A 13,850-nucleotide genomic window follows, 5' to 3' on the forward strand; every position below is an offset into this window, starting at 1 on the left:
CGATTGTTCTGGTTAAACTCTAGGAACGTGGCCAATATCAGTTGACCACTACAACCCAACCCATAGCCACTATTTACTCACCAACAATAGAAGGGACTGACTCCTTACATGAACACCTGCGAGACGCCTTTGAGTTCGACTTTAAAGATGAGAATGGCAGCGTAGAGATTCAAGTTCAAGTCCATATTTATTACTAGCTATCCCTAGATGGATACTTTTTCTAATCTGAGTCGAGTCATGTAGATGAATATCACTAAAGGATTTCTGTCCATTCTCGTGCTAGAAGGGCTGATCATCGTAACGCAGAAATGCCCCTAAACGTGTTTAGAGCATAAGAAACTATCAATAGATTAATTTGTGTGTAAGCCTGCTGCACCAGTTTTTTTAGTCCCAGATACGACAAAGCCACAGGCAATGCCTATGGCTTTGTAAACAGCTACAGAATGTTTGTCATTCAAATCGAAGAGGGAACACATTCTGTGTGCAGCGTCGGGTGTTTTATCACCAAAGTATATGGAAGGGAAAGCACCTAGACTTATCATATGTCCTCGGTGGTCTGCTTTGCAATAAAGCCAAGTTCAATTCGATACAATTACTTCTGGCCAGACAGTAAATAGTATCTCCAAGAAAAAGCAGGGATACCCGAGGCTCTCAACGTTAGTTTAAAGCTAAGAACTGTATGTGGCAAGCTTACTTCTGCCCCATTATTGGGTAGACCTTTTACTCATTCACATCCTGTTCACGGGGTTTTGCCCTACTAGAAGTTATCCATTCTTCTAATGCTGTTCGTCGTAAATCCCCGTGTTGTATCACGGGGGTAAATTCGACCTATCTATAAACACTCACACAACCCTGCTCTAGTTCCAAGCTTGCGCGCTAGTTCGTTGCCTCGAACGAAACGGATAAATTTTATGTTATTAATTTCATTTGTATGCATTAGATGTTGTTCTTAAAAAAAGAATGTTAGTAGAATTGCATTAATAAAAAATAAGAATAAAGGTGTTTTAGGTGAATTTTCCAGAAGTAGACAAATTGTACAAATATCAGAGTTATAATATGAATTCTGTAGCCTCAATCATCAATAATGTAAGCTGGGCTGCAAAACCAAGTACGTTCAATGATCCTTTTGATTGTGCAGTTTCTTTGATCCCCGAAATTGATCAGAAAGCGATGTTCGAGCTTATTCTAGAGGAAGCTTCTAGTAATGGAGTTGAAGGTATATCAAATGAATCTATAGCTGGATACAAACAACACTTTGAAAAAGGTGGCTTTGATAACTTAAGCATAGATGTTGTTGAGCGTGATGGTATGTGTCAAAACTTATCCAATCGCTTTGCAGACTTAATTCAAGATATTGGTGTAATAAGCTTGAGTGAGGTGGACAACCATATATTGATGTGGAGTCATTACGCAGATCAGCATAAGGGCTTCTGTATAGAGTATGAGAGAACTGAAAGTAACCTGTTAGGTGGCAATTCTACATTGCCAATTCGTTATACTGATAAACTTCCTGTTTTTTCATTGCAGTCTATTGTCAAAAGTAACCCACAAGACAGAAAACACTATATTCATTCTCTTGTACTTTCGAAAGCGCTCGAGTGGGCATATGAGAGAGAGTGGCGCTATTTACATACGCATGGCAACAGGCCTGTTGAACTAAAAGCTAATATCTCAGCAATCATTTTTGGTGCTCGTATGCCTGTAGAACAAAGAGCCACTCTTGCCGATTTAGTCAGTAAGTACCACAACTCAGTTAAGCTAAAGCAAGTTGAACTTAAAAAAAACGGCTTTGGTTTAGAGGTCGTTGACTACATTCCTTGTTCAAATAAAGCAGCCTCTGAACCGAAAAAAAGAAAGTTTGAGCACTTGCTTGATTTTGACTTATAACAACGGTTAGGTGTTTGGAAATTAAATGCTCATACAAAAGCCGAACTCAATGAGTCCGGCTTCTTTGTCCCTGACGTACGGCATAATGAATATGCACCATTAAACATAATCAGACAAAGTGCGCACTGTACAAAGGCGTATTAATTGGCAAATTTGCCTTATAAAAAGTTATTCATGAATCACTAATATTAGAATTCCTGAAACTCATTTTTGTCCAGAGGCATGCTGACGGGGTATGAAATACGAAAATGCCCCATTCTTTGTTTCAACAAATAACCAATCACCTAATTGGCATATCATTTAACTGATTTCTTCTAACAGGTTCATTAGTTGATACTGACTATCTGGTAATTCAGTCATAATGACAGGGAAGAACGGCACACACTCACCATATTATTCAGTAAGATACGATTATTTATTCGCCAGTAATTAGTCGGACTTGTATAGGAATAAGTGCCATGAGTATATCGGATATAAAAGTAGTAGAGTTTCATCAAAAGCAAGGTGGTCAGTCTATCGCTGCCGATGAGCTAAGAAGCTACTTGATTGACAGCGGTTCAATATCTAAATTTCATGATGCGCTACCTGATGAGTTGCAACGAATACTTGCTCCTTTTGTGGAAAAAAGCCCGAATGCTTACCTCAACGCATTAAAATCTCAATTAAAATCAGAAAGGTGGGTGGCAGTCAACGCGGCATCCTCCGTGCCTGCCTCTTCTTATAAAAGTGCGTACTACCCACCGGTACAACAAGAGCCTAAACTCGTAAGCACCCAAACCACCGTCAGTAATACAGAAGAAGACCAAAGACAGGATCTTGAATACACTTTTGAGCTCTCGTGCTCTCAGTCGTCTTTTAGTTCACATGTTGGATGGGATGTGGCGTTAGCTAAAACGAGTACGTCACCGATGCATTCTCGTTGGAGCGAGCAAGAAAACGAGCACAGCACGCAATTGGTGGCCAGCATAAAAGAGGATGCGCTAAGGACGCTTGCATTGTCATCGAGAGATTCTGCAGTACCCTTATCAATCCCTGACGTCTCAGCCAAACCTAAAGGGACGAACGCACTCAATGAAGCCTTCCTCGCAGTGATGCCGGCTGTACAGTTTGGTGAACGACTAGGGCTTGCCACTCAAGGGTATTATTACCACTTTAGTGAAGGCAAGCTCGTTCAAGAGTACAAAATCATCGGTAATGGTAATTGTCGGTTCTGCCTGACCTATTCGGATGAACTCACACTTAGCGATGAGCTTCGTCCTACCGCTTGGCAAAGTGCGATACCGATTCAATGGCGTGTCGATAATCAGGTGTTGGACAACCAGCACTTACTCTATCTTCCTCGTAAGTTGACACAAGATGAGTTTTCTTCGGTGAATCCAGCGTGGCTCAATGAGCAAGGACTTGCGTTGAATATTTCAGAACTTGTGGATGTAGGACAAGGTAAGGAAACCCCGAATGAACGATATCATGTCCCACTGAATTGCCATTACCCACACCCTGGCCGTTTATTACATGGGACAGAGATTGTCGCCATCAATAGTCCCAGTCTCGTTGCCAAAGGTATTCCGGTCATCAATCTTCGCCCTGAAAAACTCTTTCGTATCGGCGTGTTTTTTGATGGGACGGGGGCCAACGATAAGAATGACGCTTACAAAGAGCAGCGTGGAAATAAGTCACGCAGCAATGTGGCGCGTTTGTTTGCGGCTTATCCGCAAATTCAAGGTGAATCAGCAAAAATTTATGTGTCCGGTGTCGGCACCGTCGACATTGAAGACGACAGTCAGCGCCCCGCCATCATCGATGCCGAAAAAGATGAAACCGGACCAGAGCAGGCGCTTGGGGTGAGTGCACAACAGGCGTTTGATGGAAACCTTGCTGATGCTATCGCGGGTATTAGTGGCAAAGTCTTGCTTAACTATGTTGATGGTGAGAATGGTGCGTTTTACAAATGGCAGAGTTTGCTTAGTCAGTTGCAGCGCACTATCGATGAATTGGAGCAATCCGGCTCTTATAATGACATCACCCATATCGTTTTTGATGTTATCGGTTTTAGCCGAGGTGCGGCATTATCTCGTCACTTTGTTAATGCACTGTACCAAGGATTTCCGGATTACCATCGACCAGTTGCGGGCAAGCAGACGGATGTTACGGTTTACCCTCATCTATTGGGTAATGAAACCAACAAAAAGTTTTCAGAAGAAGGTGGTTATGAACGCGATGATACGAAAGGCGTCAGCGTAAGGTTCTTGGGGTTATTTGATACCGTAGGGTCGTTTTACTTAGCGGGGAATAACGATGAAGGTAATTTTCAGCTGGGCCTAGAGCCGACGATGGTCACCACGGTCTTGCAGTTGGTTGCAGAGCATGAGTATCGAAAAAACTTCCCATTAACTTCACTGAGTCGTGATAATTGGTTACCCGATAATTTCCACCAAGAACACTTCCCTGGATGCCATACCGATGTGGGAGGCGGTTACCCTTCAATTGAGCAATATGAGAAAGAGGGACTCCCTGACTATGTGGGCTTTCCGGTGAGCAGTACCTATAACCGTAACAAAATAAAATCAGAAATCATTGATATCGTGCACGCTAATTTTGCATATCCTGGGGGAAGTTCAGATAAGGCTACGATGATAGAGCGCACTCGCCAAGCAAAAGACGCCGAATGGAAAAAGACATGCCGACAACGGTTTGGTCATTACGGTGAGGTAAAAGAAAAAGACAACACGCTCTATTATTATCACTTTAAACCCGTGAGTAATGCGATAGCAGGACTAGCCCTTGAACGCATGAAGCAGCAAGGAGCAATGGTTGGCATTGATTGGTTTGAAGATGATTATCAGGAAAACCTAACCCCTGACTATGTCACCGATGAGCTTTGCCAATCTTTATGGGGTGAATTATCAACCAAGCCATTGGGAGAAATAACCGTTGAAGATTGGAAAGCAACACTTCAGTCACCGGTGATCTTTGATAACTATATCCACCGCTCTCATGATACGGTGATGAATCCCCCTTATAAGACGATAGCTGAAACGATTATAAATGGCATTACGACAGATGAAAAAACAGAAAAAACACCAGAGCGGAGAATTTGGGACAATGCCTAAGCACTTAATCACGCTACTCTTCATAGCAGTCGTCACCTTAAGTGGCTGTCAAGAAGAGCAGCCGTTAATAAAAGCGACCATCGGTAATGCTGGCAGTATTAGTGGAAACTACGGGATCCGAGATGTCGCTATTCAAACCACAGGCGGTGGATGGACAGGCTTTGGTTATGGTGGCGTTAATGGTTACCCTGGAGCCAGTGCTGACATCGGTAAAATGGGTGTCCCAAAATACATCAAAGGAACGTGGCGTAAAGGCCGCAGCGACAAGGGTGAAACATTAACTTACTACCGTATTGATGCGCCGATTGACGCTGAATTAGCTGAGAAGAAAATACGTACTTTGCAGAACTATTATAAAGACTACCAGCCTACTCTAGCTTCAATGCAGGTCATCGTAGATGAAGAGCGTATCCAAGTTATGTTTACTGTTGGCTGTTATTCTTACAGGATGGATTGTTCACCAAGTGAAGATGCGGATCCAAATGGATGGGTGGTGATGAACCCATCGAGTACCACTGAAGTGGTTGTTTTGTTTGATGATAAAGGTGAATCTTCGCCTGTACCGTTTGAATGATGGATACCGGCAAGACAGTACTTCAAGTTTAGTGGTTTGAGATACTTGCAGTTATTAATGGTTTCCTAATTTAGAAGAATCACAAGAGTCAGTCAATCACGGCTGACTCACTTTTGCCCCAAGATGTGTTTAGAGCGCAAGAAACCACCATGAGATTTATTTGTGAAACAAGCTGTTTCCTAATTGTCCAACAGGTTGTTGGACAAACTCTAGTAACCAATTATGCAAGAGGGTCTTGCATAATTGCGAAACAGGTTGTTTCGTAAATCACCTCTGCTCCAACCCGGTTCTGATCTCTTCGCTTCGGCAATAGAACTAACTAATGTGCAAAATATGCACATTGCTTATCAAGCAACTATCGAGGATTCCTCGGTAGTTGAACTGTTGCAATAATTGCCCGAGCAACGAGAAAGCTCAGTGATTGCAGATTCTGCAACAACTCATATCTGCCCCTTTTCTAGTTAGACGCTCATTTCGCAGTGTGCGAATCGCAACCTGCGGAATGAACTTCTCTTCCCCTTAAAGTATTTATAAACCATACATTTACGTGGTAAATCTAAAGGGTTCTAGCTTAGCTTGTCTAAAACACAGACACGACCATAACTACAAAAAGTAGCTCTATTACGCGCGACCAGCGGTCAATAGTAGTTGGTATTGACCGCCTTCAGTTCGGAATGCGTTTTCTAAAAAAAACGACAACTTTTGCACCTGCAATTAATTATTACAAAACATACGCTTAGGTTGCTTTTTATTGTCGGATTTTACGGTGAAATTGACAGGTAACCAACAGGGTTGGAAGCTTTACTAAGCGGCTTTCCGACAGCAAACATTATTCTCAATTTTCTATTTTACGTGATAACTGTAGCTTCAAGCTTGTCTGACTCGTTTGTGCCCCAAAGCTTGTCTTAAAACAGCTCATACCTTACAGCCGGTAACTCACTATGCTATAAATCATCTAATGTTACTTTCAATCGAGGAGCGAGCCATGAGCCGTAAACCACTTTCAGAAAAAGAACTGCTTGAGGGTATTACACCCAAAACAGCACACGCTGATGAACTCGCGACTACAAATGAAAAAGATTGGGGATCTTATTCTGAAGATACGGATAAAGCAGAAAGCGATTTTCTTGTTCAAAGATACGATGCTCTTAACGACACCCGAATGGAAAAAATGCTAAAAATGGCTGAACGCTTTAACAAAAGCGGGAGTGTCGATAGGGAAACTCTCATGAAAGTTAAAGGACTTACTGAATCGGAAATACCGTCAGAAAACGAGTACAGGATGGTTTTAAAGAGGATTGAAACCATATTCGATGCTGAACCAGGCACACCCGAAGGTGACGAACTTGAAATGCTAGTGACATGGGTGGAAGCGTATGAAGAAGAGCACTACCCATTTTAAGCTAGTTAGCCATCTGCTGACTCATCTTTGCCCCATTATTTGTTAGACTAAATACTCAATCAAATACTATTAATAAAAATGATCATACAAATACTAATGTGAGCCTGATAAGCACATTTCTTGATGAAATCTACTTATGCTCTTTCTCCATACTTTGGGAACTCTACTATAAACGTATTCCTACTATTTTCTCTGGGAATGAGCTCAAGTGTTGCACGGTGTAGTGCAGTAATGTCTTTGCAAATTGACATCCCTAAACCCGCACCGTCGCCATGTTCGGAATGACCCCGATAAAACTGTTCGAAGATTCTTTCACGAGTTTCTTTCGGGATGTCTGGGCCAGTATCGGAAATTAAAACTTTGATTGTATTATTTTTCTCTATGACGCTGACTTGGATGTCACTGTGTTCGCCGGAGTAACGAATCGCATTATCGACGAGGTTACGAAATAACACCTCTAACAACATTCGATCACCTGATATAGCGATGTTGGAAGATGATAAACTGATGTCTTGCTTATGCTTCAATGCTAACGGTGCCAAATCAGCAACAACGGTTTGCAACAAAGGGGTTAGTTCAACGGTGTCGAATACACGTTCTGATAAGCTATCTACTTTAGCTAAAGTCAGTAGCTGATGGATAAGGCGGTCAGTGCGTTCAATGCCTTGCAGAATGTTGAGTAAATCTCCTCTCAGTTGCTCCGGATCATTACTTTCAAGCGCATTTTCTACGTTAAGACGAAGGATTGTTAGTGGGGTTTTTAGTTCATGCGCTGCAGCACGTGTAAAGCGTTTCTCTCTTTGCCAGGCTAACTTTAGTTCAGAGAGGAGAGAGTTGAGCGAATCGACAAGTGGTGCGAGTTCAACGGTGTTGTCTTTTACATGAATGCGATCTAATCGGTGTACGTTTCTTTGTGTGATGGCGGTGCGCAGGTCGTTAATCGGTCGGAAATGTTTATCGATCAACCAAAACAGCAAAAGCAACAAAGTTGGTAGTATCAGCAATTGTTCTATTGATGTGGATAGGGCAATTTCGTGGATGATCTCTTTACGTATCTTGTATTTTTCTGCAACCACGACGTATTCATTATCATGTTTTGTTTGTGGTAGTGAAATCTGAAATGTACGCCATTGTGTAGCGTCTTTTACGATATCAGCGTAGCCGTTATTATCAAAGGACGTAGAGAGTGCGTGCAAGCTTTGATCAGAGCTCCAGATTAGTGTGTTGTCTCGATAGAATTGAAAAACCAAGTTTTGTTCATAAGGGTGGCCGAACTTTGTGACATTGTCGTCGTCAGACTTTGACATTGACTCAATGTTTTCCATCCACTCATTAAATAATTCTCGATGGTTAGCGAGAGTCCTCTCTTCCGTTGAAATTGAGAGCGTCAGCAACATTAATTTTGCGGATTGTCCAAGCCTAGCGTCATAAACTTCTTCGACTTCGTGCTTCGCAGATTGGAAACTGAAATAAAGTGAGATGAGTAAGAGAACACTTACCAACACGACTACTGATAGAGTTAACTGACGTTTGATCGAGTACGATTTCTTATCTTTCAAGAATGTACCCCACACCGCGAATATTTTTAATGACCACTTTGGGCGCTTTTTTACGCAAATTGTGAATATGAACTTCGATAGCGTTGTCGCTTGAACCTTCATCCCAGCCGTGCAGTGATTGTTGCAATTGCTCCTTACTTTGCACGCGTCCGGCGTTCGTCATCAAACTGGTGAGGATTTTAAATTCATTGCGTGTGAGTTTAAGCGGCGCGTCATCGTAGCGAATGCTTTGTTCCGATAAGGATAAAGATAACTGTCCAACTTGAATGATTTCTTCTGCACTACCGGATTGACGGCGAATCAACACACGCAAGCGAGCGAGCAACTCTTCGAGTGCAAACGGTTTTCCGAGGTAATCATCTGCGCCGCCATCAAGGCCTTGAACGCGATCGCGAATGTCGTCTCGTGCGGTAAGTATCATCACTGGGAGCTTAAATCCGCCTTTGCGAATATTACGCAGAACTTCCAGTCCATCGATATCGGGGAGAGTGAGATCCAATATTACGGCGGTGAACGCTTCTGTTTTGAGTGCGCTAGTCACGCCAGACCCTTTTTCCACCCAATCCACGGTGTAACCATGGCGACTTAATGAAGTCACCATGGATTGACCGAGTAGTTTGTCATCTTCTACGAGTAATAAGCGCATGATTTATTTCAATCTCCCAAGAGTCGCTTCAATTTCCAGTTTTCGGCCTTTATCTGCCAAAGGTCGGTCAGGGCGAGGTGATGCTTGCATTGCGCGAGTCAAATACACTTTCGCTTCCTTGTCTCGACCTTCTTCTGCAAGGAAGTCTCCATAAAAATAGTTCGGATCGATGCCTTTTGGATTGATCTCTAACGCTTTTTTCAACATTTCTTCGGCTTTATCGTCATCACCAAAGCCAATTGGCCACCCCGGAACTTTGTAATACAGAGAACCTAAACTGGTGTATGCAGAGCCATCGAGCGTTTGCGGTGACGTTGCAATTACCCCTTCGAGTAAAGATTTGGCTTCTTTGGCGAGTGATAGTGCACCTAAGCCACCTTGAGCACCAGCCAGCGATGCTTTATTGATTGCCAGCCAAATAGTGAGTTCGGGATTGCCGGGTTCTCTGTCGAGATAAATACTGGTTTTGGCAATCGCACGATGGAAGCATTGTTCCTTCTCGTCACCATCGGGCGTGCTATACTGACATTCCGCCCATTTCTTTTGAACCTGTTGCAGTGGAGCATTACCTGCCAACGCAGCGGTCGAAGCTAACGTTGAACAAACCGTCAAAGCGAAAAGTAGTTGTTTGGTATTCATCGTCCATGTCCTCTTCAGTGACTGACTCGGTTTACGTATTGGTGAATGGTTTCTTGCTGCTTACGAATCGCAGAAGAAACCACGCTTGGAAGTAGTTGATTGATGCGAGCAAAAAGCTTTTCTGGCCAACCAATCCATTTCGCGGAAATTTCTTTTTCCAACATGGTGACAACGTGATCGGCTACAACTTGCGGCGAGTCCGTTTTGTTACCCAGCTGTCGATTCATTTCATTGACGGCATCGCTATTGAGTGAGGTTTCTGTCGCTCTTGGTGCCAAATACAGCGCACGGATTCCGGTTGCGAACAGTTCTCTGTCGAGCGATTCGGTAAAACGGTGCAACCCCGCTTTTGCCGCGCAATAGGAGGTATAGCCTGGGTAGCCAATTGAGCCGAATGTGGAACCAATATTGAGAATCACCCCAGGCTGTTTTAACCACGTCAACGCCGATTGGCACAGCAGCATCGGCGCAACGAGATTGAGTTGGATTTCGTCTGCAACCTGCGTTGGTCGCTTGTGGCATAACAACGAGAAATCGTTGCTGCCTGCATTGTTAATCAGTGCGTCCACTTTTAGATGTTGGCGCGCTCGATCTTTAATCGTAGTTAATCCTTCTGATGAGGTGATGTCTGCAACGACTAGGTCATGGCGTTCTGGATTCGACAGTTCGCGCTGTAGTGTTTGCAAGCTCTCTTCGTTTCGCCCAACAAGAATGAGGCTGGCACCGCGTTTTGCTAACTCTTGCGCGATGGCTTGCCCTATTCCGCCCGTTGCGCCTGTCAGGAGAATGGTGCTGTTGTTAATGATCATGCTTCACCTCACGCCGCTTGTTGGGTTGAGAAAGAAGGCAAAGAACGCAGCATTTGTCCGTACAATGCGAACACCATTTTTGCGGAGTCGATGATGACTTGTTGATCTTCCACTTTGGTGGTTTTGTTCATCAGTGATTCAAAAAATTGCAGATGATCTTGGTCTAACACGCTGTGTGAAACCAGGTAAGTCATTGCTGAAGGCGGTAGGCTTAGCGTTGACTGGATTTTTTCTGCCATTTGGCCACCAATGCCGACGCTGGTGCCTTCTAATACCCACACCATCCCAAACAGCGCGAGTGGGTTGTGGCGGTCAATTTTGTGGTAAAGGTAGGAAACCATCAATTCAATCGGCGCACCGACTTGACCTATACCTTTGTTATTGCGTACCGCTTCGGCATCGCCGCCGCACGCTTTGATGTCATTTAAAATCCATTCTTGATGGCCTTTCTCTTCCTCGATGTATTCGGCAATGGCATCTCGTACCCATTCGTATTCGCCAGATAGTCGGCCTCCACACGCCATCAGCAAGGGAACGGTGTGCTTAACGTGATGGTAAGCTTGGGTGAGAAAGGCGATATACATATCTTTGGAAATGTTTCCTTGTTGAACCTCTGCGATGACTGGCGCAGTTAACATTGCTTGTTGAGCAGCGGCAGTGCTTTGTTTGAGTTGTTCGAAAAATAAAGTCATAACCTTCTCCTTAAGAAGCCGTTAACTAAGATGCAGTTTGGAAAGACATAATGTGTTGCTGAAAGGGCAAATCGATGCGTTGGAGCTTTTGCGCTTGCAGCGTTAATTCAGGCGTTGTGCTCGCTAATAACTGAGCCACATCATGTTCGATTTGATTTCGTTTGAGCTTGCCGTTATCCGTGTACCAATCAGAGATGGCTCGTGGGTAGTCCAGTAGCAATAAGGTTCGGATTTGTGCGTAATCGGGTAGGGTTCGGTTTAATGCATGAACCTTTGATTCGACGTCTTCACTATTGGCAATGACAGCGCATAATGTTTGTTGGCTATCGCCAGTAACGATCAGCGGCGTCATCGGCAAAAACGCCAACGCTTCTGATTCAATCCATTCCGGTGAGACATTTCTGCCATACGCGGTGACGATAAGGTTCTTCTTACGCCCCGAGAGAGTGACAAAACCTTGCGCGTCAATTTGGGCTAAGTCGCCAGTTGCTAACCATTCTTGAGTAAACGGCTCATTCAAATAACCAAGAGCAACGTTGCCTTTGACGAGCAGTTCACCATCTTCCGCGATACGAATCTGAGCGTGGGGAAGTGGTTTGCCACACGTTCCTGCTTTAAATGCGGCTGGTGTATTCAAACAAACGACGGAGCCACATTCAGACAAGCCATAACCTTCAAACGCAGGGATGTTCAGCGCATGCGCGGTGTTAATCAGTTGCGACGACACTCTTGCGCCGCCAACAGCAACAAATTTTAGAGAATCCACAAGAGAGGGCTGCTGTTTCGCGATATGAATGAGCGCAAGCAATAAAGCCGGTGTTAGCACTAAGCTTTCTGGTTTGATGGTCGCTAATGCTTGTGCAAACAGATGCGGTTCGAATTGGCTTGAACCGAGTAAGCCGGTTTGCTCTCCGGGTAAAATATATGACGTCACGCCCAACATGAGTGGGACATAAACGCCGGTTATGTTCTCGAGAAGCGTCGATAACGGAAGCAGCACTAAGTGTGAGTGCGCCGTGCCGTTTACTGCGTCGGCGATCGATTTCGCCACCAAACACAAATGATCATTGCTTAAACACACGCCTTTAGGCTGACCAGTCGAGCCAGACGTAAATGTGATTTTTCCGGTTTCTGGTAGATAAGCTACCTGTGTATCTTCATCTCTCAACTGGCTACGACGCAGCAAAGGCAAATTTGCAATGGAAAACGGATGGTCTTGCTGGTTAAATCTTTGCTTAGGATTAGAAGCCAACCATGCTTGCCAATCGCCGACTAAAGCATCGACGCCTGATTGCTCTAACGTATGTTCAACTTGTGCATCAGAGAAAAAAGTCGGAATAGGTACGACGACTATGTCTGCCGCCATCGCCGCCAAATCAACAATGGCCCAATCGATACCGTTTTCTGCGCGTAGCGCGAGTGCTTTGATGTTCTGTGCAATAAGCTCGGCGGCAACGAGTTCGATCTTGTTTAACACTTCAGAGTAAGTTAGTTCAACCGTTTGATTCGCTTCGTAGCCGACAAGTGCTGCTCGGTCTGGTGTCGTTTTTGCCCATTTTGTAATGACATCGAGGAGAATATTCATACTTCACCTTTATTCTGGCGTTGTGTTTAACCAAGTTGTTCTGGTTGTGTTTGCGGTTTTAACGACGTTTACTTTTCTATCTAGGCTTGTTTGCGTTTTCTTTCTTGGACTAATCGAAGACGTTCGAGTCCTTTTTGCAAATTGCCAGCTAACACACGCGGTTGATGTTCGTAGTATGACCCCCAAGTGGACTCGGCATCGGGGACTTTGTTTTGATCGGCCTGCGCGATGATATGAGGCTCCAATCCTAGGCGCGCCATCATGGCGTGAAGTGGGTCTGTCGCGGTGAAGATGCACCATTCAAAACCGAGGTTGACCAGCATTTCTGCGATGAGGTAAAAGTGCAGAGATGACATGCCCTTAGCGAAAGACGCCAAGTGACCAAACTCCACTAAGTTCGAACGTTTTACGTCGCAGTTAAATACGTTAGAAACCAGCTTTTGGGCGTCGTCTTCTAAATACTGTTCAAGGAACAAAGGCTCATCTTCGGCGATGCGAAAGCCGCATACGGAAACAATTTGGCCGCCTTCAATGAGGGTTAAATACGCCGGCATAAACTGTTTGAGCTCGGCAAAGAATGCTTCTTGATAACGCTGAGAAACATGCTCGATAACTTGGCTCCAAAGCGGATGCATTGGATAAACGATGTCTAAAGTAAAGCCATCTGCAGAAGTTTGTGCATGGTGTTTCATGAGCGCTTCCTTTGTTTGAGTAGTTATTAACAAAATAAAACGCGAAACTTAAGAAACTCTTAAGGAATGAGTGTTTGTAAATAAATTATTCTGTAAAGACCACTAAGTAATCTGCACCATCAATATTGGACACCAAGTTAAGCAACTTTCGATACTTTTAGTTATCCATAACTTACTAATTTAGCAAAGCCTCTGAAACGTTTTTGTCCGTGCGACCTGAAGTCGTATGAAGTGCTGTTCACCGCAACAAGTGTG

The 13,850-nt window shown here is 44.0% G+C and carries 11 protein-coding genes; 4 read left to right on the forward strand and 7 right to left on the reverse strand.

Translation table 11 applies throughout. From position 1 onward, the window contains the following. Window positions 1-1,008: 1,008 nt before the first annotated feature. The 4 genes from A6D97_RS21235 (at window position 1,009) to A6D97_RS21250 (ending at window position 6,973) form a co-directional block, all read left to right on the forward strand. Entirely contained in the window at window positions 1,009-1,887 is an 879-nt protein-coding gene (locus tag A6D97_RS21235; RefSeq protein WP_102460010.1) for a DUF2971 domain-containing protein, read from the forward strand. 458 nt (window positions 1,888-2,345) lie between these two features. Beyond that, window positions 2,346-4,997, forward strand: a complete 2,652-nt coding sequence (locus A6D97_RS21240) for a DUF2235 domain-containing protein (RefSeq protein ID WP_065585209.1) — start codon at window positions 2,346-2,348, stop codon at window positions 4,995-4,997. After that, a complete protein-coding gene (locus A6D97_RS21245) occupies window positions 4,990-5,571 on the forward strand; it encodes a hypothetical protein (protein WP_065585210.1) in 582 nt (193 codons plus the stop codon). The genes A6D97_RS21240 and A6D97_RS21245 overlap by 8 nt, the downstream gene beginning before the upstream one ends. 985 nt (window positions 5,572-6,556) lie before the next feature. Continuing rightward, window positions 6,557-6,973, forward strand: coding sequence for a hypothetical protein (locus A6D97_RS21250; RefSeq protein WP_065585211.1), 417 nt, complete (start codon window positions 6,557-6,559; stop codon window positions 6,971-6,973). Between the two features lie 134 nt (window positions 6,974-7,107). On the opposite strand, the gene A6D97_RS21255 is transcribed toward A6D97_RS21250, so the two are convergent. The 7 genes from A6D97_RS21255 to A6D97_RS21285 form a co-directional block, all read right to left on the reverse strand. Next, the gene (locus A6D97_RS21255) at window positions 7,108-8,532 is read right to left on the reverse strand and encodes an ATP-binding protein (RefSeq protein WP_065585212.1); all 1,425 of its coding nucleotides are present in this window, start codon (window positions 8,530-8,532) and stop codon (window positions 7,108-7,110) included. After that, entirely contained in the window at window positions 8,522-9,178 is a 657-nt protein-coding gene (locus A6D97_RS21260) for a response regulator (protein WP_005393404.1), read from the reverse strand. Before A6D97_RS21260 ends, A6D97_RS21255 begins: the two co-directional genes overlap by 11 nt. 3 nt (window positions 9,179-9,181) lie before the next feature. Further along, window positions 9,182-9,817 (reverse strand): hypothetical protein, encoded by a 636-nt coding sequence (locus tag A6D97_RS21265; RefSeq protein ID WP_017063791.1) that lies wholly within the window; start codon window positions 9,815-9,817, stop codon window positions 9,182-9,184. A 14-nt stretch (window positions 9,818-9,831) separates the two neighbouring features. Then, window positions 9,832-10,626, reverse strand: coding sequence for an SDR family oxidoreductase (locus A6D97_RS21270; protein WP_017063792.1), 795 nt, complete (start codon window positions 10,624-10,626; stop codon window positions 9,832-9,834). Between the two features lie 8 nt (window positions 10,627-10,634). Beyond that, window positions 10,635-11,318, reverse strand: a complete 684-nt coding sequence (locus tag A6D97_RS21275; protein WP_017063793.1) for an iron-containing redox enzyme family protein — start codon at window positions 11,316-11,318, stop codon at window positions 10,635-10,637. Between the two features lie 25 nt (window positions 11,319-11,343). Continuing rightward, complete coding sequence (locus A6D97_RS21280; protein ID WP_065585213.1) at window positions 11,344-12,903, reverse strand: AMP-binding protein; 1,560 nt, start codon at window positions 12,901-12,903, stop codon at window positions 11,344-11,346. Window positions 12,904-12,983: 80 nt separating this feature from the next. Beyond that, window positions 12,984-13,595, reverse strand: coding sequence for a thermostable hemolysin (locus tag A6D97_RS21285; RefSeq protein WP_005464330.1), 612 nt, complete (start codon window positions 13,593-13,595; stop codon window positions 12,984-12,986). Window positions 13,596-13,850 lie beyond the last annotated feature (255 nt).

This window comes from Vibrio sp. ZF57, from assembly GCF_001691235.1.
Classification (GTDB): Bacteria; Pseudomonadota; Gammaproteobacteria; order Enterobacterales; family Vibrionaceae; genus Vibrio; species Vibrio crassostreae_C.

Excerpts from the sequence above, each read along its gene's own strand:
- A6D97_RS21240 (WP_065585209.1), top strand. The coding sequence starts at position 2,346 with ATGAGTATATCGGATATAAAAGTAGTAGAGTTTCATCAAAAGCAAGGT.
- A6D97_RS21245 (WP_065585210.1), top strand. The coding sequence starts at position 4,990 with ATGCCTAAGCACTTAATCACGCTACTCTTCATAGCAGTCGTCACCTTA.
- A6D97_RS21250 (WP_065585211.1), top strand. The coding sequence starts at position 6,557 with ATGAGCCGTAAACCACTTTCAGAAAAAGAACTGCTTGAGGGTATTACA.
- A6D97_RS21260 (WP_005393404.1), bottom strand. The coding sequence starts at position 9,178 with ATGCGCTTATTACTCGTAGAAGATGACAAACTACTCGGTCAATCCATG.
- A6D97_RS21265 (WP_017063791.1), bottom strand. The coding sequence starts at position 9,817 with ATGAATACCAAACAACTACTTTTCGCTTTGACGGTTTGTTCAACGTTA.
- A6D97_RS21270 (WP_017063792.1), bottom strand. The coding sequence starts at position 10,626 with ATGATCATTAACAACAGCACCATTCTCCTGACAGGCGCAACGGGCGGA.
- A6D97_RS21275 (WP_017063793.1), bottom strand. The coding sequence starts at position 11,318 with ATGACTTTATTTTTCGAACAACTCAAACAAAGCACTGCCGCTGCTCAA.
- A6D97_RS21280 (WP_065585213.1), bottom strand. The coding sequence starts at position 12,903 with ATGAATATTCTCCTCGATGTCATTACAAAATGGGCAAAAACGACACCA.
- A6D97_RS21285 (WP_005464330.1), bottom strand. The coding sequence starts at position 13,595 with ATGAAACACCATGCACAAACTTCTGCAGATGGCTTTACTTTAGACATC.